This window comes from Shewanella rhizosphaerae (assembly GCF_019457655.1).
Taxonomy (GTDB): Bacteria; Pseudomonadota; Gammaproteobacteria; order Enterobacterales; family Shewanellaceae; genus Shewanella; species Shewanella loihica.
In genome coordinates this window covers 1,014,587-1,039,720 of sequence record NZ_CP080420.1, presented here as the reverse complement: position 1 = coordinate 1,039,720, position 25,134 = coordinate 1,014,587, and the positions used below count along the sequence as shown (strand labels likewise).

General features: G+C 55.3%; 26 protein-coding genes. 14 read left to right on the top strand and 12 right to left on the bottom strand.

Annotation, left to right across the window (positions count from 1 at the left end; genetic code table 11):
• Positions 1 to 22: 22 nt before the first annotated feature.
• Together K0I63_RS04710 and K0I63_RS04705 are read left to right on the top strand one after the other, a co-directional pair.
• On the top strand, positions 23 to 628 hold the full coding sequence (locus tag K0I63_RS04710; protein ID WP_220082708.1) for an NAD(P)H-dependent oxidoreductase: 606 nt from the start codon (positions 23 to 25) through the stop codon (positions 626 to 628).
• Between the two features lie 121 nt (positions 629 to 749).
• A complete protein-coding gene (locus K0I63_RS04705) occupies positions 750 to 1,172 on the top strand; it encodes a VOC family protein (RefSeq protein WP_220080062.1) in 423 nt (140 codons plus the stop codon).
• 64 nt (positions 1,173 to 1,236) lie between these two features.
• Here the strand turns inward: K0I63_RS04705 and K0I63_RS04700 are convergent, their stop codons facing one another.
• The 3 genes from K0I63_RS04700 to K0I63_RS04690 form a co-directional block, all read right to left on the bottom strand.
• Positions 1,237 to 1,485: a hypothetical protein gene (locus K0I63_RS04700; RefSeq protein ID WP_220082707.1), complete on the bottom strand. Its 249-nt coding sequence runs from the start codon at positions 1,483 to 1,485 to the stop codon at positions 1,237 to 1,239.
• Between the two features lie 5 nt (positions 1,486 to 1,490).
• Positions 1,491 to 1,775 (bottom strand): hypothetical protein, encoded by a 285-nt coding sequence (locus K0I63_RS04695; RefSeq protein ID WP_258406941.1) that lies wholly within the window; start codon positions 1,773 to 1,775, stop codon positions 1,491 to 1,493.
• A gap of 216 nt (positions 1,776 to 1,991) precedes the next feature.
• Entirely contained in the window at positions 1,992 to 2,309 is a 318-nt protein-coding gene (locus K0I63_RS04690; RefSeq protein ID WP_011864715.1) for a TehB-like domain-containing protein, read from the bottom strand.
• Between the two features lie 152 nt (positions 2,310 to 2,461).
• On the opposite strand from K0I63_RS04690, the gene K0I63_RS04685 reads away from it, so the two are divergent.
• The 5 genes from K0I63_RS04685 to K0I63_RS04665 all read left to right on the top strand — a co-directional run bounded on the left by K0I63_RS04685 (position 2,462) and on the right by K0I63_RS04665 (position 8,210).
• Entirely contained in the window at positions 2,462 to 2,968 is a 507-nt protein-coding gene (locus K0I63_RS04685; protein WP_220082706.1) for a YcxB family protein, read from the top strand.
• Between the two features lie 148 nt (positions 2,969 to 3,116).
• Positions 3,117 to 3,791, top strand: a complete 675-nt coding sequence (locus tag K0I63_RS04680; protein ID WP_144200892.1) for a YiaD family glycine zipper/OmpA-like lipoprotein — start codon at positions 3,117 to 3,119, stop codon at positions 3,789 to 3,791.
• A gap of 150 nt (positions 3,792 to 3,941) precedes the next feature.
• On the top strand, positions 3,942 to 6,701 hold the full coding sequence (locus tag K0I63_RS04675) for an ATP-binding protein (RefSeq protein WP_220082705.1): 2,760 nt from the start codon (positions 3,942 to 3,944) through the stop codon (positions 6,699 to 6,701).
• Positions 6,691 to 7,029: an Hpt domain-containing protein gene (locus K0I63_RS04670; RefSeq protein WP_220044448.1), complete on the top strand. Its 339-nt coding sequence runs from the start codon at positions 6,691 to 6,693 to the stop codon at positions 7,027 to 7,029. Before K0I63_RS04675 ends, K0I63_RS04670 begins: the two co-directional genes overlap by 11 nt.
• On the top strand, positions 7,026 to 8,210 hold the full coding sequence (locus K0I63_RS04665) for a response regulator (RefSeq protein WP_011864710.1): 1,185 nt from the start codon (positions 7,026 to 7,028) through the stop codon (positions 8,208 to 8,210). Before K0I63_RS04670 ends, K0I63_RS04665 begins: the two co-directional genes overlap by 4 nt.
• Here the strand turns inward: K0I63_RS04665 and K0I63_RS04660 are convergent.
• The 5 genes from K0I63_RS04660 to K0I63_RS04640 all read right to left on the bottom strand — a co-directional run bounded on the left by K0I63_RS04660 (position 8,207) and on the right by K0I63_RS04640 (position 14,701).
• A complete protein-coding gene (locus K0I63_RS04660; protein ID WP_144200884.1) occupies positions 8,207 to 8,773 on the bottom strand; it encodes an acetate uptake transporter in 567 nt (188 codons plus the stop codon). The genes K0I63_RS04665 and K0I63_RS04660 overlap by 4 nt on opposite strands.
• Before the next feature lie 530 nt (positions 8,774 to 9,303).
• Positions 9,304 to 9,825 (bottom strand): GNAT family N-acetyltransferase, encoded by a 522-nt coding sequence (locus K0I63_RS04655; protein ID WP_220082704.1) that lies wholly within the window; start codon positions 9,823 to 9,825, stop codon positions 9,304 to 9,306.
• A 191-nt stretch (positions 9,826 to 10,016) separates the two neighbouring features.
• The gene (locus K0I63_RS04650; protein WP_258406940.1) at positions 10,017 to 11,093 is read right to left on the bottom strand and encodes an ACP S-malonyltransferase; all 1,077 of its coding nucleotides are present in this window, start codon (positions 11,091 to 11,093) and stop codon (positions 10,017 to 10,019) included.
• A 14-nt stretch (positions 11,094 to 11,107) separates the two neighbouring features.
• Positions 11,108 to 13,417: a dehydrogenase E1 component subunit alpha/beta gene (locus K0I63_RS04645; protein WP_220082702.1), complete on the bottom strand. Its 2,310-nt coding sequence runs from the start codon at positions 13,415 to 13,417 to the stop codon at positions 11,108 to 11,110.
• A gap of 108 nt (positions 13,418 to 13,525) precedes the next feature.
• The gene (locus tag K0I63_RS04640) at positions 13,526 to 14,701 is read right to left on the bottom strand and encodes an acyl-CoA dehydrogenase (RefSeq protein ID WP_220044442.1); all 1,176 of its coding nucleotides are present in this window, start codon (positions 14,699 to 14,701) and stop codon (positions 13,526 to 13,528) included.
• 156 nt (positions 14,702 to 14,857) lie between these two features.
• Between K0I63_RS04640 and K0I63_RS04635 the strand changes: the two genes are divergently transcribed.
• The 5 genes from K0I63_RS04635 to K0I63_RS04615 all read left to right on the top strand — a co-directional run bounded on the left by K0I63_RS04635 (position 14,858) and on the right by K0I63_RS04615 (position 19,202).
• Positions 14,858 to 15,727, top strand: a complete 870-nt coding sequence (locus K0I63_RS04635) for a LysR family transcriptional regulator (RefSeq protein WP_258406939.1) — start codon at positions 14,858 to 14,860, stop codon at positions 15,725 to 15,727.
• 173 nt (positions 15,728 to 15,900) lie between these two features.
• Entirely contained in the window at positions 15,901 to 16,779 is an 879-nt protein-coding gene (locus tag K0I63_RS04630) for a MipA/OmpV family protein (RefSeq protein WP_220082701.1), read from the top strand.
• Between the two features lie 107 nt (positions 16,780 to 16,886).
• Entirely contained in the window at positions 16,887 to 17,195 is a 309-nt protein-coding gene (locus tag K0I63_RS04625) for a DUF3019 domain-containing protein (protein ID WP_258406173.1), read from the top strand.
• Entirely contained in the window at positions 17,195 to 17,908 is a 714-nt protein-coding gene (locus tag K0I63_RS04620) for a response regulator (protein WP_011864701.1), read from the top strand. Before K0I63_RS04625 ends, K0I63_RS04620 begins: the two co-directional genes overlap by 1 nt.
• 10 nt (positions 17,909 to 17,918) lie before the next feature.
• Entirely contained in the window at positions 17,919 to 19,202 is a 1,284-nt protein-coding gene (locus K0I63_RS04615; protein ID WP_220082700.1) for an ATP-binding protein, read from the top strand.
• A gap of 78 nt (positions 19,203 to 19,280) precedes the next feature.
• Here the strand turns inward: K0I63_RS04615 and K0I63_RS04610 are convergent, their stop codons facing one another.
• Entirely contained in the window at positions 19,281 to 19,553 is a 273-nt protein-coding gene (locus K0I63_RS04610; RefSeq protein WP_220082699.1) for a DUF1289 domain-containing protein, read from the bottom strand.
• Positions 19,554 to 19,744: 191 nt separating this feature from the next.
• On the opposite strand from K0I63_RS04610, the gene K0I63_RS04605 reads away from it, so the two are divergent.
• Positions 19,745 to 20,284, top strand: a complete 540-nt coding sequence (locus K0I63_RS04605; protein WP_144200868.1) for a DUF4136 domain-containing protein — start codon at positions 19,745 to 19,747, stop codon at positions 20,282 to 20,284.
• A 12-nt stretch (positions 20,285 to 20,296) separates the two neighbouring features.
• Here K0I63_RS04605 and K0I63_RS04600 read toward each other — a convergent pair whose 3' ends face one another.
• Positions 20,297 to 21,766, bottom strand: a complete 1,470-nt coding sequence (locus K0I63_RS04600; RefSeq protein WP_220082698.1) for an AAA family ATPase — start codon at positions 21,764 to 21,766, stop codon at positions 20,297 to 20,299.
• A gap of 309 nt (positions 21,767 to 22,075) precedes the next feature.
• Between K0I63_RS04600 and K0I63_RS20035 the strand changes: the two genes are divergently transcribed.
• Positions 22,076 to 23,389 (top strand): methyl-accepting chemotaxis protein, encoded by a 1,314-nt coding sequence (locus K0I63_RS20035; protein WP_220082697.1) that lies wholly within the window; start codon positions 22,076 to 22,078, stop codon positions 23,387 to 23,389.
• Positions 23,390 to 23,503: 114 nt separating this feature from the next.
• Here the strand turns inward: K0I63_RS20035 and K0I63_RS04590 are convergent, their stop codons facing one another.
• Positions 23,504 to 24,640 (bottom strand): HlyD family secretion protein, encoded by a 1,137-nt coding sequence (locus K0I63_RS04590; protein WP_011864695.1) that lies wholly within the window; start codon positions 24,638 to 24,640, stop codon positions 23,504 to 23,506.
• Between the two features lies 1 nt (position 24,641).
• A complete protein-coding gene (locus K0I63_RS04585) occupies positions 24,642 to 25,031 on the bottom strand; it encodes a DUF3302 domain-containing protein (RefSeq protein ID WP_220082696.1) in 390 nt (129 codons plus the stop codon).
• Between the last annotated feature and the right edge of the window lie 103 nt (positions 25,032 to 25,134).

The window sequence follows — 25,134 nt, the reverse complement described above, 5'->3', positions numbered from 1 at the left end:
AATAAATAAAAAGGTTTACATAATGAAGCTTCTTATCGTCAGTGCCAGTCAACGTCCAGGTTCTCAGAGCGCCAGAGTCGCCGGTTACCTTAGCGAACATGCCAGCCAATTCAGTGAGATACAACATATTGAGCTGTGCCGCTACGACCTGCCCTTCTGGGATGGCGACAGAAATGGCGCTGCGCTTCAGGCGAGCGACTGGCACAAGATAAGCCCGCTGGTAAAGCAAGCCGATGCTCTGGTTCTAATCACCCCAGAATGGGGCGGGATGGCCTCACCCATGTTGAAAAACTTCCTGCTGCTGTGTGACAACCAGGATACGGCCCACAAGCCAGCCCTCTTGGTCGCGGTTACCAGCGGCATTAGCGGCGCCTACCCTATCGCCGAATTAAAGATGAATGCCTTGAAGAACAACAAGCTGGTGCCCATTCCCGATCATCTGATCATTCGTAACGTGGAGCAGGTACTGGGAGAGGGTGAGATAGATGCCAGAGAGCAAGGGTTAAGAGCGCGCATCGGCTACAGCCTGCATATGCTCGGCCAGTATGCAGATGCCCTCGGCGCCATACGCCAGCGCCATAGGGATCAGCCTTACCCCAAACAGCAGGAATATGTATACGGCATGTAGTGCCGCCTAAGTGCTCACTCCAAGTCATGCGCCAGCCCCAAGTCATGCGCTAGCCCCAGATAGGCACTAGATTGAGCGTATTAACGGAATAACACCAAGCCAGCAGAGAAGGAATTGCATCATGATCCATTTAGAACACATAAATCTCGTCGTCACCGACATAGAAACGGCCCTTAATTTCTACCGTGCCGCCTTCCCCCATTGGTCGGTGCGTGGCGGCGGTCAGGGAACCTGGTATGGCAAGCCACGCAACTGGGTTCACTTCGGCGATGACTATCAATACCTGGCCTTCAACGATGATGGCGAAGGCGAAAACCGCGACTTAAGCGGACACCAGGTCGGCCTGGCTCACTTTGCTTTCGTGACCCAAGATCTCGATGGCGTGATCGCCAGACTCGGTAAGGCGGGCTTCGAGGTGGACAAAGCCGGACAAGAAGATCCCTTCCGCCGCAACGTCTACTTTATCGACCCTAACGGCTATGAGGTGGAGTTTGTGCAGTATCTCAGTGACCTGCCAGAGCAGCGTAACCGCTACGACACTTGATAGCGGCAGCCAAGCATTAGCAAAAATACGAGGGGATAGATCTATCTGTCTTTGATATCCGGGCCTATCCCAGGTAGACCAGCAGGGTAAACAGCAAGAGATAGAAGAAAAAGCCTGCCATATAGACGGCGTAAAAATCATTTTTCGCCAGACGTTTCTCTTGATGAAACAAGGCAGGCCAATACAAGGGCTTCTGCACCCGGCCAAAGGTCACCAGCCCAATCACCACGGCGCCCGTGGTATAGAGAACAAACGAGAGTAAGATCTCCCAGATAAACCAGATAAAGAGTTCGGTGAGACTTGCCACTAACATGAGTATTACCCCGCCATCTTGCTAAGAAACAACGCAAAACCCGCGCCTGCGAGCAGAAAGATGATCACCATAATGGTGAGCGTCTTGGAGCGTGCCATGGATTGCAGCAGGGCGAAACCCGTGTCCATCTCGGCCAGCTCTTGCAACAAGGAGGAGCTAGCAGGCGTTTTGGCTGTCTTCGCTGTCTTGGATGTCTCGGCACTTGTATGCACTAGCTTACCTGGCTTAGTCTTTGCCAAGTTTTCCATAGACGCCTGAGACTTGCGGGTAGAGTCTGGGGAGGTCATCATCAGCTTTCCTTAGCTAAAGGCTTTATTGGACTCTAAAGCCTGGCCGAAGGAAAGTCAGGTTAACTTTTATTCACTTCACTTATTCACTTCTTATTGGTGTTAGCGAAATATTAAGCCAAATCAACACTTTAGCTAGCTTACCACTCTAGCTTGCACGTCACTTTAGCTAGTTCGTCACTAAGGTTTTTCGATAGTTTAAGACAAAAAATGATTTGGCTAGGCCTGCTCTACCGGCCCCTCAGGTTTGATGAAGAAGTGAATTTCGAAACGGGTATCTGGTGTAAGCGGCTTGATGCTGTGCCAGTAGCCGGGATGAGAAATCGCCGTCTCATTGGCCCCTAGGCGTACCTCGCGATTGACCTCGCCCAACTTATCTAGGTAGCCGAAAAACATCAGCTCCCCCTGTATCACATGGATCTGCTCATACACCCCGGGCCGGGTAAAATGCCGCTCACGGTAGATGGCGGGCATATCCTGCTCGCTAAACACAGGTGTCTTCTTGCACTTCACATATCCCTTAGGCACAAATGACATCTTGAGGCTCCCATTTTCAAGGCCGATTGCCGACGTTCAGAAAGCTAAACTTAGTCTAATTCTGGCTAAAGATCTAAGACAAGCTCACGGCAAGATTGCACTTCACTCACAAGGGATTACACTGTGTCCCAAATTCAGCTATCTCTACTTGTATGACAGCTTCATCTCACTCTCCATCAAACGCTTCGTTTAGCTACAGCACCCACTTTACCTTGGACAGAGCCTATTATGCTGAATGCTTCGATGCCTCTGTGACTCAGCCCGCTCCCCGCGCCGAATACACTAAAGCGCTCTGCTTTCTGCTGATCGGCCTGGCCCTGCTGTTGACCGGCGTCAACGCCTACGCCTCCTGGTTTATCATCGCCCTCGGTGTATTGGAGGGATTAAGTATCAAGTTTAAGCGCCCCTGGTACCTGACCCGCCAGATGATGAGTAAGGCCGCCGGCAACGAGGCCAACCTCACCCTGAACGAACAAGGGATCAGCATCGAATCCCTCTATGTTAAACAGCAGCTAAGCTGGGACAGTATCGACGACATACAGGAGACCAGCGTAGGCTTCCTGCTGCTGACAGGCGGCCAGAAACACTACCTTTCCAAACGTTTTCTCGATGAAGCCTGCTGCCAGTTTATACGCGGCAAGGACGCCAAACAGGGCTAAATTTGCCGCAGTTTTATTAAACTTTGTATAGATTCAGGCAAAAGTGCCTCGCTTTGTTATTATGCAAACAAAATGCGACAATAGCGCACATAACAACAAGCCCTAAGGACGATCTCCGCCCTAAGGCAAACCTGATAATGGAGTAACGATGATCAGTAACCAGAAACTCGTCGCGGCAATCTTGGCCGGTTCGACACTATTTATTTCGGCTTGTCAGACAACTAATCCTTATACCAACGAAAGCCAAAACGCCAAGGCGACTAACGGCGCCATCATAGGTGCCATCGCCGGTGCTGCTATCGGTGTGGCCTCGTCAAGCAAGAGCGACCGGGGTAAGGGCGCACTTATCGGTGCCGCCTCAGGCGCAGCCGTCGGTGGTGGTATCGGCTATTACATGGACGTGCAAGAAGCCGAGCTACGTAAGCAGCTACAATCGACTGGCGTGAGCGTGACCCGTAACGGCGACAACATCATCCTCAACATGCCAAACGAAGTGACCTTCGGCGTCGATCAATCAGTGCTGAGCAGCCGTGCCAAGAACGTGCTGGACAGCGTTGCCCTAGTCGCCAAAGAGTACGATGAAACCATGCTGAATGTCATGGGCTTCACCGATAGCTCTGGCAGCGAGTCATACAACCTGCGCCTATCTCAAGTTCGTGCGGCAGAAGTCGCCAACTACCTGATGTCTCGTGAAATCAAGAGCCAACGCATCAGCTCTGTGGGCATGGGCGAGTCTCGTCCTATCGCCGACAACTCGACACAACAAGGCCGCGCGCAAAACCGCCGTGTCGAGATCGTGCTAAGCCCAATGCCACAAGGCTAAGCACCTAATCCTATCGTGTCCCTCGCGCCCTGTTGCTTGAGGGACACGCTTTTAAACCCTCTCCCGCAAAAAAGATTCACAAATCCCCTCCCCTAAATCGCCTCCATAGGTCTAGACTTATTCTCAAGGGATAACAAGGATGTGGATGCCATGGCGCCAGCAGGGAATAGCATAGACGACTCGCCGTTTGCGCAGCTTATCTGTGACAAGCAAGGAGTGATCATTGAGGCCAACGACGCCTTGTATGAGCTATTTGAGCTCAACCATAAAGCCATCATCAAGCGCCCACTCCAGCAGTTACTCACGCTAAATCAGGCCGACTCAAACGATTCGTTAATTGATGTCATCACTCATGCCTTGGCGCTTGCCCAAACAGATAGGCAATCGCTCAATGTGCGTCTTCATCGCCAATCCAAGACGCCTTGGTATCAGCTGTTTCCCCAAGCGCTTAGCAAGAATCGCTTCCTACTGCTGTTTGTCCCACAGCGTGACGATCCCAACATCAATCAGGCATACCTCAAGCGTTTCGAGGCCTTTCTCTGCTCCGCCGATATCGGCATCTGGCATTACGACTCCGCCACCGGCGAGACACGTTTCTCCAACCGGGTGAAGGAGTTGCTGCAACTTAACCATCACAGCCCCCTGAGCTGGCAGAGTCTACAGCAGATGGTCAAGGTGAAAGATCGCCATAAGTTCGACCCCTTCCTCGCCCCCTCGCCCTCGGGGAAACATAAGCTAGCGTTTCGTTTTCGTATCGATTCGAACGATGTCGCCAGGGTGTACGAACTGTTCGCCGAGCATATCTACCTGGAAAATGGCCACTTCAAGCTGCTCGGCCTTATTAAAGATCAGACAGAGTCCAAGGCGATGCTCGACGCCCTCAACGAGGCCAACGAGTCGAAGAAGCTGGCGCTCGAGGCCGGTAACATAGGCAACTGGCGGGCACAGATAGATGAACAGGGGCAGTGGATCTGGCAGTGGGATCAGAGGGCCAACGAAATGTTTTGCCTCAACATCGAAGATATTGGCGTATTGGAGAAGTGGGCCGAGCGGATCCACCCGGAAGACTTCCCCGCCGTGATGGCCGCGGTGGAAGACTCGCTGGCCAATGGCAATCCGTTTCATCAGGAGTATCGCGCCATTCTGCCTAATCAGGAGATTATCTACATACTGGCCAAGGGCAAGGTGAGCCAGGGGCAGAACCAGCAAAACAGCCGCATCGATGGCATCTGCATCGATCAAACTCCCATCTACCAGGCGCGCCTGGCGCTGCAGGAAAGCTACCGCTCACTCGAGAGCCGGGTAAAGCAGCGCACCACAGAATTGCAGCTCGCCAAGGAGCGGGCCGAAATCGCCAGTCAAGCCAAGAGCGAATTTCTCTCTATGATCAGCCACGAACTGCGCACCCCAATGAACGCGGTGATCGGCGCACTGGAGCTGCTCTCCCTGGCCGACAAGTCGGGCGAGGAGAGAGATCTTATCGAGACGGCGTCGACCTCGGCCAATAATCTCATCTATATCCTCAACGACATCCTAGACATCAACAAAATAGAGTCGGGCAAGATGCAGCTGGAGCAGCAAGACTTCCACCTCGCTGGGGTGATCGCCGATCTGATCAAGAGCTTCTCGCCGGTGGCCAGCCGTCAGGGGTTACGCTTTGCCGTGCAGGAGGCCTTGGAGCTGCCCGACTGGGTCGAGGGAGATATCGTCAAGGTGCGGCAGATCCTCAGCAACCTGCTCAGCAACGCGATGAAGTTCACCCACAGCACACAGGAGCAGACCGGCTGTGTGTCGCTGAGCATCACGGTAGGTGAGCAGAATGACATAGTGACCCGGGTACGCTTTACCGTGACAGACAATGGCATAGGCATAGACAAGGCGACCCAGAAACGTCTGTTTACCCCCTTCGTGCAGGCCCAGCGCTCGACCACGCGCAACTATGGCGGCACGGGCCTGGGCCTGGCTATCTGTGGCAAGCTCACCAACCTGATGGGCGGCAGCATCAGCCTTAAAAGCGAACTCGGCCAGGGGGCCCAGTTCTGTGTCGAGCTTCCCTTCTGGCGCGCCCATCACCACGAACAAACTCAAGAACTTAGCGAACACACCATAGGGGTGGTGAACCTGGGCCAGTCCCAGGCCACACTTGACTGGATAAAACAGTGTTTGACCGACAAGGGGGGCAGGGTCAAATGCTACCAGGCCGAGCAACTGGGTATCGATACCCAGGCTCTGCCTCTGGTGATCATTCTCGCCACTGGCGAGGCTGACGAGCTGCGCTTTCTCGCCAACCAGGCGGCGAGTCCAAAGGGCCACAGCAACTGGCTTGTGGCTCTGCCCCAACATCAACGCAAGGCGCTGACACAGACGATTCCCCAGATAGACAGCCTGGACAGCTACCTGTTATCCAAGGCCTTGCTGCTCAAGGCGGTGCACAAACGCCTAGACACAGGCCTTGCCATCGACCTCGATGAGATGGAGCTGGATCTCTGCGACCCGCTGACGCAGGAGCCAATGCCAGGGCTTAAGGGAGACGCCGACATACTGGTGGTCGAAGATAACCCGTTAAATCAAAAGCTGATTCTTAAACAGCTGGACATGCTCGGCTATCGCTGCAACCTCGCCGAAGATGGTCTGGCCGGGGTGCACCTCTGGCAGTCGGCAGACTATAAGCTGATCCTTACCGACTGCCACATGCCCAACCTAGACGGCTATGACATGTCCAAACAGATCCGCCAGATAGAGAACAGCACCCAACGTAAATCTGTGCCCATAGTGGCCATCACAGGAGCCGCCATGGCCACCGAGCTAGATGACTGCTACCGCTCGGGCATGAACGACTTTGTCAGTAAACCTGTGCAGCTTAGAGACCTGAAGAAGGTCATCCAGAAATGGTATCGCCATGAAGAATAGTCCCCAGATCCTCAACCCCAAGATCATGCGTGATCTCATAGGCAATGATCCCGGGCTCATCGCCCAGTTTAAGCAGGACTTCGTCGCCCAGGCCCGCACCAGCCTGCGCGAGTTGGCCACCCACTACAACAACCGTGAATTTGCCGGCCTCAAGCAGGGGGCGCATTTTCTCAAGACCTCTGCCAAGGCGATCGGCGCCGAAGAGGTTGCCGACAAGTTGCAACAACTGGAATATGCCGCCCTGGGGGAAGATATGCCCCAATGCAAGCAGCTCATCATCCAGCTCAAAAATGCCCTGCAGTCCCTGATAGAGGTGATCAACTCATGACTCGAAAACCCAGCGTTGCCTGTCGCCACCCCGAAGTGATCATGCTCTATGAGAAGGAGGAGGATATCTCGGGCGCCGCCAACATCATTGCCGAGCAGGTCGACGAATACCGCACTGTGCCCGTGACCCGGCTAGTGGGCGAGCAGATAAAAGAGCATAAGCCCTCGGTGATCCTCTTTGCCATGAGCTCGGTGAAGCTCAGCATAGAACTCTATACCAAACTCCTGAAAAACCAGCAGATCGCCTACAGGCATTACGCCATAGTGCTGTGCAAGAACAAGGAGTCCGCCCTCGCCTTTCGCAGCTGCATCAAGGGGGTGTTCGACAACTACTTCGTCTACCTGCCCCTGTATGAGAAGTTTCGCCTCAAGATGATCGTCCACAACGGACTGAGACAGAGCCAGGGGGATGATCACTATGCAGGTCTGGATGACGACCAGCTGGAACGTATCGATACCAATCTCGCCTCGCTCATCGAACTCAGCAGCCAGTGTAAGCGCCAGCTTCTGGATTCGGTCGACTCCTGCAAGGCGTCAGTCGAACAGTCGACCGAGCAGCTCCCCCATGGCAGTGAGGGCATGAGTCACGACAAGGCGCTGGTCAAGTCGCTGGCCAAACAGCATATCGAGCCCCTACTGACTCAGCTGGAGCTGGAGATCAAAGATGGGCTGGATCTCATTCTGGCGCAGCTCACCAGTCGCCATAGCGAGATCAAAGACATTAAGCAGCAGGTGATCGCCAAACAGCAAGCCAAGATCCCCACCCAGGCCCTGGTCAGCTCGCTGCTGGATGAACAGGAAGCCAAGCCACCCAAGAAGAAGATCTTGGTGGTCGAGGATAATCAGATCTACCGTGAGATGATAGTCAAGGTGCTGGAGCAGGATGAGTATGATACCGAGCAGGCCTGCGACGGTCTTACGGCCCTCAAGATGATCAAGGGTAACGATTACGCCCTGATCCTGATGGATCTCTACATGCCTCACCTGGATGGCATCAACACCACCAAGCAACTCAAGGCAGATAACGACGGCAAGGATATTCCCGTGGTGGCGCTGACCAGCAACAACAATCGAGAGCTGATCAAGCGTTGGGCCCAGGTGGGACTGAAGGGCTATATTCTTAAGCCCTCCAATCGCACCGAGATCCTTCAGGCGGTCAAGACCGCCATCGAATATGGCTAGGCCTTAACCTCGCCAATGGGCAGGATCACCCGGCCATACTCCTGGTTAAGCACCTGAGCCATGGCAAAGTAGATGGCGCTAGCGCCACAGAAGATCCCTTCGAACCCGGCGATCACGCCGATCAACTCGCTACCTGTGAAGTCGCGAGCCGCCAGCAGGAAGAAGAGTATCGTCAAGGAGCCGAACACCACCTGCTTGGCGCGTGGGTAACGCAAAGAACCGACAAACATAAAAGCAGTAAATAGGCCCCAGAGGCTTAAGTACCAGCCCATGAAGTGACTCGGACTGGCAGCGGCGAGGCCAAGCTTAGGCAGCATGATTAGCCCCACTAAGGTTAGCCAGAACAGACCATAGGAGGTAAATGCCGTAGTGCCGAAGGTATCTCCCCGTTTAAAGCACATCATGCCCACCAGCACCTGGCCCAAACCACCGTAGAAGATCCCCATCGCCAAGATCATGGCATCGATGGCAAAGAAGCCCGCGTTGTGTATGTTCAATAGCACGGTCGTCATACCAAATCCCATCAGACCCAGAGGCGCTGGATTGGCCAATTTTGTCGACATTTAATTCCCCTCGTTATCGCTCGCATGAATGATGCGCCCCTTTGGCGCGGTCAAAATCGCGGCGGATTCTAGAGAAGTCTTAAGGGCATCACAATGCCTGGCCAAATGGCCCAAACGCCATAATTAAAATCGATATAAAACAAGATGATAACTAAAGGCTGTCGAGAAGGGACATTGACAGGCAAGAAAAATCGCTAATGAATTCATTAAGATAAACAAGGACAGCAGACCGCGAGAGACCAATATCGCAAAAAATGAGATTTCAAGAGATTCATCACAAAGGGAGTTTCGGGCCGCTCCCGGATAAACATCGAATGCTAAAGAAAAGCGGGCTAGACAAGATGAGCCTCACACTTCCCCGCTTGTCGCGATCCAACTCACAAAAAAATCAGCAGAGGGGCTTAGTTAACCATCTGCTGATCTAGATCAGTTTTGCACCTCAATCAAAAGCTAATTATGGCGCTTAGCTTGTGTGACTGGCTTAAGCGCTTAGCTCGAGCCAAAGCTCTTAGCCAAATTTTTTAAAGGGCTTAGCAGCATCTGGCCATCAGGAAAGCATTCACATAGCTGCCATCCCGAAAGGCGTAATCTTTGGCCTCGCCTTCGATCTCAAAGCCATGGGACTTATAGAGGGCGACGGCGGCCTCGTTATCGGTATAGACCTCGAGCTCGATGCGCCGTACCGCCAGCCAGTTGGTCGCCAGATCTATCATGGCCCCCAGCAAGGCACTGCCAATCCCCTGCCCTCGGGCCGACTCGCATACCGCCATGCCAAAGTTGGCCACGTGCTTGCGTCTGGCATTGCTATAGACCTCCATGCCGAGCTGGCCCACTATCTTGCCCTCGCGCACGGCCACCAGGCTGTAACAGTTCTCCGGCAGATCCTTCAGCCGCTTCTGCCAGAAGGCCAGTGACGGATAGGGACGCTGCAGGGTGCTGGCATAACAGCTGCGCTGGCCATAGAGGGCAAAAATTCCCTCTATGTCGCCATCTGTGCTGTGACGTATGCTGATCTCGGAAGGATGGGGGGAATCAAACTGATGCTCTGCCATAAACGTCCTTTATTTCCTTATAAAAGAAGGCAATATGCCATAGGGACAGCAAGTTTAGCAATGACAGTATGAGCAAGGCCGCCGCTCCCCCTGCTATAGGTTTAACCCTAGCACTAATCCACAACTCTAATCCGTAACACTAATCGGTAACACTAATCGGTAACACTAACCCGTAACACTAATTCGCAACCTTAAGCCTTACCCGTCGCAAGCGCCCGCTGCGCCGGATTCCCCATGGCGATAAGCTTAGGCGCCTGTTTTTGCGCCTCGCTGAAATCCTGCTTGCTCTGCCAACCGAACCACTGGTTGGCGATCAGCGTCTGCGCCACTGGGCCACCTAAAGTGTTGCCCGGGCCGAGTACTATCACACAGTCCGGGGCAAACTCCTTCACCCCAACCGCCATCGCCTGACTGAAGTCATAGGGCGCCACCACCTGATGATCTAAGGTGTAGTTGTGCAGCCTTTCGATGTCGCTTGAGAAGCGTCCCCAGATCTGTCCCCGACCATCCACCATGGACAGCTTAGGCCGATGAAACAGCGACGCGGGCAGTGCCTGCTGACCTCGGCGGGCAATCTCTTGCAGCAGCGGCGAATGGAAGGCGCCGTGGTTATAGAGGCGCATAGGGTAGCGATCTTCCAGCTTGGGCAGACGGGCCTCGGCCTGGGTAAGACCCGCCTCGTTACCCGCCAGCACGCGATAGCCACCGAGATGAATAGAGGTGTAGAGCTCGCAGCCCGCCTCCTGGTTCACCTCATCGATGACCTTATCCAGCAGTGCTGTCTTGGCATTGTCCCGGCGCCAGTTCTCATCCATCTCGGGATAGATCATCTGCCCACCGATCAGGCCATCACTCATCATGCTACCCATTGTGTTGATCACCTCGATAGCGCCGCGCTCATCCAGAGCGCCGGCCAGTGCCAAGGCGATATACCAGCCCATGGAATTGCCGGTCACTGCCACTATCTCAAAGCGCTCGCGGTCGATATCCATGAAGTCGGCCATGGCGCAGGCATAGATGAGGGCGGAGGCATTCTCCCCCGGCGTATGTAGCTTGAAGGAGTACTTCCCCTGGCTATCGAGCTCGGCGATGGCCTTCTGCCCCAGGTCGCGTCGATAGGCATCGATCGCCTCGATAAAGTCAGGCTTTTCGCCGTGATATCTGGCAAGATAGCCGAGCTCCTCTTTGTTGTAGCATCCTCTTCCCGGCGCCACCACCAAGGCCCTTAGCTTACCTGTCGCACTACCCGCTTGGTCGCTCTTCATCATCTTGGCTTCCTGTGTCATAAGACTTGTCTCACTCCCGCATCCTGGATAGATTCATTGCCCTCATCGTCGATGGTGTGCTCGCCAAGCTGGGCCTGCTCACCAACCAGGGCCTGCTCACCAACCAAGGCCAGGGCGGCCTCGACAATTTGCGAGCGACTCGGCAGCGGCAGGGTCGCCGCCTCGGCCAGCGGAATAAAGCAATCCTCGGCGGTGAGCCTCGCCATCTGCGGCGCGAGATCCCCCAAACGTTCATGGACACAGGTCACTATCGCCTCGCTCACCGAGCCACTGCGGCGGCACTCATCGACGATCAGCAGGTGTTCGCACTCGCTCACCGCCGCGATAATCGCCTCCTCGTTGAGGGGGATGAGATAACGCAGGTCGATCACCCGACAGTCGATGCCGAGCCCAGACAGCTCGCGCTCGGCCTGACGGCTGAGATAATAACCGTTGCCATAGCTGAGGATGGCCAGCGTCTTACCCTTGCCATAGACCCCCAGCTCACCATAGGGCAGGGCTTTAGCTTTTTCCTGAGGACAATAGTCATGACTCCAGAGGCCATCGCCCTCCTCATGGAGATCCCGCGTCATGTAGAGTGCAATAGGCTCTAAGAAGATCACCAGTCGCTGCTCCTGCTCGGCCAGGCGCACGCATTCCCGCAGCATCCCCATGGCATCGGCGCCGTTGGAGGGACAGGCCAGTATGAGGCCGGGAATGTCGCGAAACACAGCCAATGAGTTGTCGTTATGGAAGTGGCCGCCGAAACCCTTCTGATAACCCAGGCCGGCGATGCGGATCACCATGGGATTAGTAAATTGACCGTTGGAGAAAAACGGCAGGGTCGCCGCCTCACCACGGATCTGATCCTCGGCGTTATGGACATAGGCGAGAAACTGGATCTCGGGAATCGGCAGCAGGCCGTTGTGGGCCATACCTATGGCCAGGCCTAAGATAGAGGTCTCGTCCAACAGGGTATTGATCACCCGGTTGGGGCCGAAACGCTCCACCAGGCGCGAGGTCACATGATAGACACCGCCCTTCTTGCCCACATCCTCACCGCATACCACTATGTTCTGTTGGCGCGCCATCAACTCCGTGAGTGTCATGTTGATAAGCTTACCCATGTGTAGCGGCTTACCCAGAGAATTTTTGTCCGCACTAAAGAGCTGAGCGAAGGCCTCATCGGTCAGGTTATGGTGAATCAGCGGTTTGTCATTGACGGGCGGAATCACCGCCGCCATCGCCGCCTTGGCGCTGGTCAGTTTTGGCCGCTCAACCGCCACCCTGGCGATGGCGGCGATGCGCGATTTGAGCGTCTGATACTGGTTGACTATCTCGTCCGGAGTCATCAGCTTAGCTTCGATGATCTGCTTGGCACTGAGCAGCAATGGGTCCTGGGCCTCGTTATCGAAGATCTTCTGTTTGCTGAGGTAGGCGATTTCGGCGTCGCTGCCGGCATGGCCCATCAGACGCACGGTTCTGACATGCAAGAAGGCGGGCCTTCGCTTGACCCTGGCATACTCGGCCGCCTGACGGCTGACCCGGTAACAGTCCAGCAGGTCCCGCCCATCACAGTAGAAATACTTGATGCCGGCGCGGTCTTTAAAGTTGGCGGCTATCCAGCCGTTTGGGGTCGCGGTAGAAATACCTATGCCATTGTCTTCACAGACAAACAGCAGCGGCAGCGGCACCTGCTGGTACGCGGCCCAGCCGGCGGCATTGATCGCCGTCTGCGCGCTGGCATGGTTAGCCGAGGCGTCGCCGAAGTTACAGAACACCAGGCTGTCTTCGGGCAAGACGCTGTCGATATCTAGCCTATGCGTCAGCGGAATGCTCAGGGCCGCTCCCACCGCCTTGGGCAGATGTGAGGCTATGGTGGAGGTCTGCGGCGGTATCATCAGCCGCTTACTGCCGAGCACCTTGTGACGGCCGCCGGAGATAGGGTCTTCGCTGGAGGCGGCAAAGGAGAGCAGCATGTCCCAAAGGGAGGTCTCGCCGGGCACCTGGCGCGCCCTCTCTATCATAAAGGCCGCACTGCGATAGTGCAGAAATGCCATATCGGTCGGGCGCAGGGCCGCGGCGCAGGCGGCGTTGCCTTCGTGACCCGAGCTGCCTATGGTGTAGAAGCCCTGATTACGGGCGCGCATCTTACGGGACTCGAGATCCAGCAGACGGCTCTTCATCTGTGACTCGAAGATGCCGACGAAATCGGCGTCACTGAGCCCCAGGCGGGTATGGCACCAGCCCTGCTCTATCTCTAGGAAATCTTGCTGGGATACACGTTCGACAAATTGCCTGTCGAGGGCAATAGCTCTATCTTCCAAGTTGATCTACCTCAATTGGGCGCAACAAGGCCTATACCACAGGCGTTCACTCGGCCGCTGCGACGAGAAGGCGGAGCGACGCCGTCGCTCCGAGCTGAAGGAGAAGGATTACCCGAAGGCCTGAATGCCGGTCTGCGCGCGGCCCAGGATGAGCGCATGAATATCATGGGTGCCCTCGTAGGTGTTGACGGCCTCGAGGTTCATCACATGGCGGATCACATGGAACTCGTCGCTGATGCCGTTGCCGCCATGCATATCGCGGGAGGTACGGGCGATCTCCAGCGCCTTACCGCAGGAGTTACGCTTGATGAGTGAGATGGCCTCGACAGGCAGCGCGTCCTGATCCATCAGGCGACCGGCCTGCAGGCAGGCAAACAAGCCTGTGGTGATCTCTGTCTGCATATCCGCCAGCTTCTTCTGGATCAGCTGAGTGGCCGCCAACGGGCGGTTAAACTGGATACGGTCCAGGCTGTATTGACGCGCCGCGTGCCAGCAGAACTCTGCCGCCCCCAGTGCGCCCCAGGCGATGCCGTAGCGGGCCTTGTTGAGACAGCCAAACGGCCCCTTGAGTCCCTCGACGTTAGGCAGCAGCGCCTCTTCACCCACCTCGACATTGTCCATCACTATCTCGCCGGTGATAGAAGCTCTAAGGCTGAACTTACCCTCAATCTTAGGTGCGCTCAGCCCTTTCATGCCTTTCTCGAGGATGAAGCCACGGATCACACCATCGAGCTTGGCCCACACCACAAACACATCGGCGATAGGCGAGTTAGTGATCCACATCTTGGCGCCATTGAGACGATAGCCGCCGTCGATACGCTCGGCGCGGGTCTTCATTCCGCCGGGATCTGAGCCCACATCCGGCTCCGTCAGACCGAAACAGCCCACCCACTCGCCGGTTGCCAGCTTAGGCAGGTATTTCTGACGCTGCGCCTCGCTGCCATAGGCATAGATGGGGTGCATCACCAGGGAAGACTGCACGCTCATGGCGCTGCGATAGCCGCTATCGACCCGTTCAATCTCACGGGCCACCAGGCCATAACTGACATAGTTGGCGTTGGCGCAGCCATAGGCCTCGGGCAGGGTCGCCCCTAGGAGCCCGAGCTCGCCCAGTTCATTCATGATCTCACGGTCGAAATGCTCATTGCGATTGGCCATCAATACCCGGGTCATCAACTTCTCTTGGGCATAGTCGTGCACCATGTCGCGGATCATGCGTTCATCTTCGCTAAGCAACGCATCGAATTGCAGTGGATCTTGCCAATCAAATTTCACTCGAGCCATGAATCTGTTCCTTGCTGTCATTTATTGTTGTGTTGCAACTGGTGACTAATTCACCACTTGCTAATTCGACTAGCATAGGCATAATTTATCCGTAGGAAAAATATTCTTTTTGTTTAGCTTACATAGTTATTTTCTATATCTTACGTAAGCGTAAAGATGAGTCCCGACCACCAACCTAAGAGCCTAGCCATGAACCTCAGAGCCCTGAGCTACTTTGTCGCCGTCTATGATAAGGGCACCATCAGCGCCGCCGCCAAGCAGTGCTATATCGCCCAACCCTCTATCTCCTCGGCCATCAGCCAGCTCGAAGACGAGCTCAACACTCAGCTGTTTCAGCGCCACGGCAGGGGAGTGAGCCCCACGGAGTCGGCAGAGCGCCTCTATCCCTTGGCTCAGCGGCTGCTAAACGAGTCCAAGGCGATCGCTTCGCTGTTTAATACACCAGAGCAGCGCCAACCCTTCAAGCTTGGGCTAATCAACTCCCTCGGGGTGCAGCGCATGAGCATGCTGCTCAAAGACTTCAGCCAGGCCTGCCATGATATGGAGCTCACCCTGGTAGAGGCCAACGAGCCCTGCGACGCCCGCATCATCACCACCAGTCAGCTAAAGTCGGACGAAGTGTTTCAGCCCATCTGGCATGACGACTACCTACTGGCGATCCCCTCGACCATGAGCCTGGCCCTGAAGAAGGAGATCCGCCTGCAGGATCTCAGCGGCCAGCCCTTCATTCATCGTGCCCCCTGCGAAGCCTTGGCGGATCTGCAGCAGCTGATGGATCTGGAGGGGATAAAGATGCAGATCCGCGCGCGGATCCAGACGGTAGAGTACGCGGTAGGCTTGGTGGCGGCCGGGGTCGGCATCGCCCTGGTGCCCGCCCTGCCGGTATTGATGGAGCAGAGCAACATCATCTATAAGGCGATTGGCGATCTGCAGCTCAGGCGCACGGTCGGCCTGGCCATGCAAAGAGAGGGTGAGCGCACCGAGCAGCAGAAACAGTTGCAACAAGTCAGCAAACTCTATAGCTAAAAGGGATCACAGCGGCGTACTCGCCAGGCAACATCTCGCCAAAACTTAACCAACACTAGGCATGAAGCTGTATCATTTTGCATCAGCAGCAGCGAAAACGCTGTGCATATATGACGTAAATGGTAATCTTTTGCTTAGACTCCTGTTTGACCCGATTTAGTGTATCTATACCCATGAAAAACAAGCTGCTGACAAGCCTACTTACCTCTTTGCTCCTCTGCTTTGCCGTGCAGGCCGAAGAGCAGAAGGTTTGTCATATGGATGATGAATGTGTCGAAGTTGGTCAGTGGCAACTTGGTCTGGCGCTGGGCTATGGCGAGCGAAGCAATCCTGTTCGCGACTACGACGATATCCCCATCTACCTGGCGCCTACCCTGGCCTACTATGGCGACAGGTGGTTTTTCGACAATGGCAATCTGGGTTACACACTGGCGGATGAGGAGATGTTCAGCGTCAACCTGACCACCAGCTTCAGCAGCGACAGCGCCTACTTCTACCGTTGGGACCCGTCGAACATCTTTATTTCTGGCACCAGTCAGCTCAGTTCGTCACCAACCTTTACCTCGCGTTTTCAAGCCTTTGGCGCCGAGCCCGAGCCGGTATTTAATGAGCTGGAAGACAGAAAATTTACACTTCTTGGCGGAGCAGAAGCGTTTATTTACACACCAATGGGTATAATCAACCTCGCCCTGGCCCACGATCTTTTCGACGTGCACTCCGGTATGGAGGCCAAGGTGAAGTGGCTATACAACCTATCATGGACCGACTGGAAATTTGAATTCGCCGCAGTGGCTAACTGGAAGAGCGAAGAGATCATCAACTACTATTACGGCGTACGTCCAAGTGAGAACACCTATTGGAGTGAACGCTACCGTGCCGGTTCTGGCACTAATTTAGGATTAGAATTGACGACACAATACATAATGAGTGAGCACTGGGAGTTGCTCTTCCTGGTACGCTATACCGACTTGGCCGATGAAATCACCGCCAGTCCGCTCGTCACTGAAAGTTACACCAACACCTACTTTATCGGCACTGCCTATAGGTTCTAAGGTTAGTGTTTTCAATGACTTTCAAGCTGATACAGGCAACTCTTGTCATCATTTTACTGTGTAACATTACCTATGCCGCGGGCCAAGAGTCTACGGCCAGCTTGTCGTTGTCACCCCAATTTTGCATCACGGCCGATGTCGAGCAGAGCTGTGAAATCGAGTTGGTACTGAACTGGGAGACCCCCTATCCCCAGGTAGTTTGCATCATGTCGGATCATAACGAGCTGGAGAAGTGGTGCGCCGACTCGCCCAATACCCATTCACTCACCCTGAAGGTTGAGACACAAAAAGATATTCAATTTGTCATGATAGACAAAGAAAGCCACCAAACCTTGGCAGGCGTAAAATTAAAAGTTACCCCTACTTCGGCGCCTCAGGTGAGACGTCGTTATCGCAACCCCTGGAGTCTATTCTAATGACAGAATCTCAATCGACCCATAGAGTCTTGCTCGTCGAAGACGATATTCGTCTGGCAAACCTGATTGTGGATTATTTAAAGTCGCATGGAATGCACGTGGAAGTTGAGCGTCGCGGTGATACCGTATTGACCCGACTGATCAACTACAAACCAGATATCATCTTGCTCGATATCATGCTGCCAGGGATGGATGGCCTTACCCTTTGTGAAAAACTGCCCGACTACTTCGCCGGCCCTATCCTGCTGATGAGCGCATTGGGTTCCAACGAAGATCAGATCAAGGGACTAGAGCTGGGCGCCGACGACTATGTGGTCAAGCCGGTGGATCCTGCGCTGCTTATCGCCCGCATCAACAATCTGCTGCGCCGCACCGCCAAGCCACCACAGGCGGAGTCTCACTGCCTGAGCTTCGGCAAGCTGAGCATAGATCCCCACACTCAGGCGATTCGCCTTGGCGATCTCGAGGTGGATCTCACCAGCCATGAGTTCGAACTCCTCTGGTTGCTGGCCTCACAGGCTGGCCAGGTACTGAGCCGCCAATATATCTATCAATACCTGCTCAACATAGATTTCGACGGTAAGGACAGGAAGATCGACGTGCGTATCTCACGGCTACGTAAGAAGTTAGGTGACAATATCGAAACCCCATTTAGAATTAAGACGGTATGGGGTCAGGGATATCTGTTCGCCCCAGAAGCCTGGAACAACTAACGGAGCTGCGTTGAAACGACTCTTCATCAGCCTATACCTGCTACTAAGCCTCAGTTTTCTCGGTATAGGCTGGACCTTAGACAGCATCTGGCAAAACAATGTCGACGATAGCGGTGTGCAGGACGCGCCGCTCATCGCCTTAGCCCAGCTGCTCGGCAAACTGCCAGAGAACCAGCGCGAGGCGTTTCTCACCGAACTTAGCACCCAACAAAGCTATCCCCTCAGGCTACTGCCTAAGGCTCTGGTAGCGGTCAACCTGGATGATTCCCTCGCGCGCGACAGCGTCTTGGTCACGGCGCCGGACGAGCAACACGAGCTGCATTTTATCCAGGTTGATGACCAACAGATCCTGATGGCCGGCCCCATAGAGATAGATCCCAGAGAGCAGCTACGCGGCCTGTTTACCCTCTTCTTCTACCTCTCCCTGGCACTGGTCGCGCTGATCTGGGTCTGGCCCCTGTCACGGGACCTCAAGACCTTGCGCCTGGCGACCAAGGCATTCGGCCAGGCCAAGTGGGACACCCAGATTCAACTCTCCAGCCGCTCTCAGGTGCAGCCGCTGGCCAGCACCTTCAACGAGATGGCGCGCCACATCAGCGCCCTGATAGAGAACCAGAAGCATCTCTCCAACGCCGTCTCCCACGAGATCAGAACGCCCCTGGCCCGGCTCAAATTTGCCCTGGCCCTGGTGCCCCAATACTGCGCGCCGGACTCTGATCCCGCCCAGCGACAGGCGTTTCTCGACGAGATGCAGCAGGATGTCAAAGAGATGGAGACCCTGCTACAGGAGCTGCTGACCTATGCCAGCCTGGAGTCTCAGCAGCAAGATCTGGAGTTTGAGTGCTGCGAGCTGACCCGGCTCACCCAACAGACCATCAGCCGGCTGCAAAACCGCCACAGCATTCCCATCTATTTCGACGAGCAGACGCCTGAGCTGAAGGTGATGGGCGACCCGTCACTCATCGAGCGGGCGCTGCAAAACCTGATCATCAACGCCCAGCGTTTCGCCCAAAGTCATATCACCATCGCCATCCGTCAGGACAACAAGTCGGTGCAGCTAGAGGTGATGGACGACGGCCCGGGCATCGCCGCCGTGGATCAGGAGAAGATCTTCGAGCCCTTCTATCGCAGCAAAGTAGTGCAGAACGGCAACAAGGGGCATGGCCTGGGACTGGCCATCATCAAGCGGATCATGCACAAACACAATGGCCGGGTGTCGCTGGCCAGCGAACCTGGCAATACGGTATTTACCCTGAGCTGGCCCAGGGTGAGTACCAACAGACTAAGAAAATAGCTTGCCGGACGCGGGTTTAAACGAGTAAGTGGTGTGTTGAAGAGGGCGAACTCGACGTTGAGTTAACGCCCGCCGAGATCATTCGGCATCGATGTCAAAGTCCAGCGATTGGGTCGCGGCGGCGCGCTCCTCCAGGATAGCCGTCTTCTTCGCCTTTAACAGGGCCAGGCGACGACGGCGATGGCGCTGCTTACACAGGCGGATCACCTCATTTTTCTGGGCGTCAGAGAAGTTCAGCCAGTTAAAGCGCTCGTCTCTGCTACGCAGGCAGCCCTTGCAATGGCCCCTGGCGTCTGTCTGACAGACACCAATACAGGGACTGGGGATCTCGAAAAACTCTAACTGTTCCATGGGGGCTAGCCGCACCTAATTATCTATGTCATCTTGAATTCGGGCTCACATAAGGGGACGCTAAATGAGCCTATAGTTAAAACATAACCTAATTCTCGACAACTGGCTAAACTTTATTCATATCGCTACACTAAAAACTCTTGTATAAATAAGCTGATAGCTGAATTTATGATTATTTCACAGGAAGCCCTATGAACTCACTACGCCTGCTCATCCTCACAATCGCCGCCTTGCTACTGGGCGCCTGTGCCAGCAAGCCCACCACAGATTACGATACCCAATATGATTTTGATTCGCTCAAGCGTTTCACCCTACAGAGACCGGCCAATATCGGCGATCCCCTCAGCACTGAGCGGATCGATAGTGCCATCGTCGACAGCCTGACACAGCGCGGCTACAGTCAGGTCGCCGACCAGTCTCAGTTTATGGTGACCTATGGCTTTAAGGTGGTGGACAAGCCAAAGAGCTCTGGTCTCTCAATAGGCTTAGGCACGGGCAGCTGGGGCAGCTCTGGCGGCGTAGGTGTAGGCACCAGCGTCGGCGTGCCTCTGGGTAGCGACAGCGCCAAGATGCAGATCATCCAGATAGATATCGTCGACAGCGCCAGCAACAAGCTTATTTGGCGCGGCAGCGACAAGTTTGATTACGATGACGGCGGCGAGAAGAAGGCCAAAGAGACCCGGGAAACCGTGAACAAGATTCTCTCTCAGTTTCCCCCTAAGGCCCAATAATCACCCCGGGCGCTATTGATGGGCGTTGACCGTGCGCCCCTTTGCCCAATCACGCAGTGCGGCCAGCTTTTCCCGCATCACCACGGACAGGGGTCGCGTCTTCATCAACTCACCCAACAGCAGCTGCTGTGATACGTTCTGCTCCAGCGCCCGCGCCGTGTAACGGGCCGAGATGATCGCCTGCTCTATCTCTGCGCCGGAGAAGCCTTGACTGGCCTGTGACAGCTTGGCCAGATCGAAGTTAAGCGGGTCCAGCTGACGACGCTGCAGATGGATCAGGAAGATCGCCTGGCGCACGCTGTCGTCGGGCAGATCCACAAAGAAGATCTCATCCATCCTCCCCTTACGCATCAGCTCGGGTGGCAAGGCGCTGATATCGTTGGCCGTGGCCACCAGAAACACCTCAGATTTACGCTCGGCCATCCAGGTGAGCAGCGCGCCGAGTATCCGCTTAGAGGTGCCATCATCGCTGCTGCCGCTGCTGAGCCCCTTCTCTATCTCGTCTATCCACAAGACACAGGGGGCCATGAGATCGGCCAGCGCCAGGGCGTTGCGCAGATTCTTCTCTGTCTCGCCAATATACTTGTTATACAGCGCCGACATATCCAGACGCAGCAGGGGCCGCTGCCACATACCCGCCACTGCCTTGGCCGCCAGGCTCTTGCCGCTGCCCTGCACCCCCAGCAGCAGAATCCCCTTGGGATGATCGACCCGTCCCTCCGCACTCGATGCAGGGCTACGCTGGGAGAGCCATTTCTTCAGGTTATGCAGGCCAGCCACCTGAGAGAAGTCGCTGGTGTCATATTCGAACTGTAATACGCCTTCCATATCCAGCAGCTTAAACTTACCCTGGTTGATCCTATCGACATCCGAGTGGGTGATCGCCCCGTCATCCACTATCGCCTTATGGGCCAGGCGACGGGCATCGTCGAAGGTCAGCCCCCTGAGGTTCTCCGCCAGCTTGATCACCGCATCTTCATCGACACTCTGCAGCAGACCATCGGCACGGGCCCTGTCTATCTGCTCATAGATGAGATTTTGCAGCTGCGCCGTATCCGGCAGCGAGATGGAGAAATGGGCGCAGTAGCGTTTAATCTCAGGCGGAATATCGAAGGCATGGCTCACCAGGACTATGGTATGTTTCAGCGCCTCATACTCCAGCGCGATCTCCTTGAGCAGGCGCACATTCTTGGGGGCGTTGTCGACGAAGGGATGAAAGTCACACAACACATAGATCCCCTGCTGACTGGTAGACTTGATCTGCCCCAGGATCTCGGTGGGATCTGTGTTGAACTTCTGAGTTCCCATCTTCACATCGGCGCGGGTCAGCCCCTGGGTAATGCTCCAGGTGAACAGCGGCTGATATAAGATGGTCGACACCCGCTTTAGCAGCTCGATCACCCGGTACTCTTCATAGGTTTCGATCACCACTATGGGGGTGTTTGAGCGCAGGACGGCGGTGAGGTCCCTGATATCTTGCATAATCATCCTTAAAAAAATAGTGGGTCGCCAGGCGCTATACTCGCTTAATCAGCCTGGGGACGGCATCAGCTATTGATACCCCACAAGCCGGGTAAATTCAATCTCAGAGGTAATGGGCGGCACATTTCGCTCCCGGACTGATCCCGAGAGGAGTTGCTGGCGTACAGACAGATCGACATGGCAAAATGTCTCTAAGCGTATCAATTCAGGCTATAGTCCTAGGTAATTGGTTGGCAACAAAATAATTATCAGCCCCTGTCGCCGATTAGTGCCTTGTTAATCTATGTACCGCAATCCAAAGGTGTCCAGATGTTTGGTTTTAATCGAAAAAAAGCGCTAATCCCACAGGATGAGGAATATCAGGCCCTGTGTGACGATAGTCAGATGCTTAGGGCGATTCGCCAGAGCGCGCCTTTTATCGAGTTCACCATAGAGGGGAAAATATTATCGGCCAATCAGCAGTTTCTCTCCGCCATCGGCTATAGACTCGAAGAGATACAGGGCCAGCACCATAGGCTGCTCTGCAGCCCGTCACTGGCCAGCAGCGCCGCCTATCGCACCTTCTGGCAAAACCTCGCTAGGGGCGAGGCCAATCACGGCACCTTTCAGCGCCAACACAAGGATGGCTCACCAATCTGGATCGAGGCCACCTATGTGCCGGTTGCCGACGACACGGGGCGCATCACTAAGGTAGTCAAGATCGCCAGCGACGTTACCCAGGAGAAACAGCAGGCAGAGCGGCAAGAAGCGATATTCGATGCCTTAAATAAATCTTTAGCTTATATCGAGTTTACCCCGCAAGGGGAGATCATCGACGCCAACGCCAACTTCTGTAGCGCCATGGGCTACTCGCTCGAGCAATTAAAGGGGCAACACCACCGCCTCTTCTGCACCGAGGCCTTCATGCGCCAGCACCCCGACTTCTGGGCCGATCTCGCCAAGGGGCGTTTTCAGTCCGGCCTGTTTGAGCGCGTCACCAAGCAGGGGCAAGCCATCTGGTTAGAGGCTACCTATAACCCGGTATTCGATGATGCAGGCCGGGTCGTGCGAGTAGTGAAACTGGCCAGCGACATCACCCCTCGCATCTTGCATCAGCAGGCGGTGCAGGAGGCGTCACAACTCGCCCACCAAAGCGCAGTAGAAACCGTAGAGATCACCGGCCAGGGGGCGAGCACCCTGAGCACCGCCACCAGCTTGGCCAATGAGATCGATGGTGCGGTTGCCGATGCCACAAGGCTGATGGGCGAACTGGCGCAGCAGTCACAGCAGATCAGCCAGATAGTGCACACCATTGCCAAGGTAGCAGATCAGACTAACCTGCTGGCGCTGAACGCCGCCATCGAGGCGGCCCGCGCCGGCGAACAGGGCCGTGGTTTCGCCGTAGTCGCCGACGAGGTGCGCAACCTCGCCGCCAACACCTCCAATGCCACCCAGGATATCGAGCGCATCGTCGCCCGCAACAGCGAGCTGACACAGGTATCTGAACAGGGGATGCAGTCGATTCAGCAGAAGGTCTCCCTCTCCAATCAACAGCTGGCGGCCACCCAGGCCTTGATCGACGAGATCCGCCGCGGGGCGCAGCAGGTAGCAGATACCGTCAATGGCATGGTCAGCAAAGACTAATCTCTTACGATTTACATTGAATTGATAGCTAAGCCCAAGAAAACAAAGCACCAGTAAAACAAAAGGCCCACCATGGGGCCTTTTAATGACGATTTATAATCTAGCAAGTAAGAGTTAGTGGAACAGGTAGTTCAACCAGCCCTGCATCCGCAGTAACACCTTACGCATCACAGCCACATGGGAGAAGTGCTCGGTATAGACAGCCGCCTGACCCGAGACCCCAGCAGGGAAATTACGTTTCGCCTCGTGATCATCGAGCTCTATCAAGACGATGGCACGCCCCCTAGGCAGCAGCGCCATGGAAGAGATGAGCGAACCCTGAGACTGAAACTCGCCCTCGGCCATGGCAGGCAACACCTTGGCCACCCGCCCCTTAAACACCTGACCCGGCGCGGCGTCCAAGATCATCTCGGCTTCATCTCCCTCCTTGAGTCGCAACAGAGAGTTTTGCCAGAAGGCGCCGGCAAAGTAGCGATCCTCATCGGGAATAAAACTCACCAGAGAGCGCAGCGGCATAGGCACGGCAATCACCCCGGGGCGCAGTGCCATCTGAGTCACTATGCCGTCGGCAGGTGCCCGCACCACAGTGTGCTCGAGATCGTACAGCGCCTTATCCAGCTCGGCCCGAATTCCGGCCACTTTGGTATTGACGCCATCGACGTTGGATTCATAGGCGAGCCTGACTCTGAGCTCCTCGGATCGCGCCGCGGTGAGCTGCGCCTCTGAGGCCATGTAGAGTTGGCGCTTGTTATCCAGCTCAAGCTCGGTGAAGGGCGAATTGGCCCCGCCGCGCTTACGCCCCTTCTCATACCGCTCGAACGCCGACTTGGTGCGGTCTCTGTCCGCCGTGGCGCGCTCCACACTGGCCTGTGCCGTCTGCCAGGCCGCCTCCAGCTGAGGCACCTCAAGCTCGGCCGCCGCCAGCGCCGCGCGCTTCTGCATCACCACTGCCTCGAAGGGGGCAGGATCGATACGAAATAGCACGTCCCCTTTCTTCAGGGGCACATTGGGTTTCGCCTCGACACTGGTCACCAGGCCGCGCACCGCAGGGTTAATGGGCACGGTCGCAAACACCTGACGGGCATAGGGGGTATAGGGATGGTTGTAGTTCATCAAGAGCACCAGGGCGCCGACAATCACTATGCCGCCGAGAATCGCCGTGGGCACAGTCCATTTGTTTAAGGGTATCTTGAAGATCTTAAAGATGGCGATGCAGATGGCGGTATAGGTCAGAATGAGTAGCAGATCCATCTTATGACTCCTTCTCTTGATCGTTGGACGGCGTCGCGACCACATGCAGGGCCGTTTGCCCGCCCTCGACCGCGCTGAGTCGCTGCTCAAGCTGGGCTATGGTCTGATTGAGCTGTTTCACCTCATCTTCCAGCGCCAGCTCGCGCTCGACCACCTTGTTGAAACCCCAGCCCCTGTCCTCGCGATACAGGGTCGCCCAGATCCACAGGAAGGGCCAGATGGCATGCAGGGTAAACAGACTCACCCAACCGGCAACATGCAGGGCATCTTGCTGGGGATGATTACGCTTCTTGGCTATCTCATAGGGAATGTCGTGGATGACGATCACCCCATAAAACAGGAAAACGGCGACAAAGATGATGACGCCTAACGCAAAGTAATCCAGAAACACGGCTCGCTCCTTACTCTTATTTAATCCATTTAACAGGCGGCGCACCACCCCATTGAGACTGGCGCAAACGGGTAAACCTCGCAACATTACTTTAACTATACTA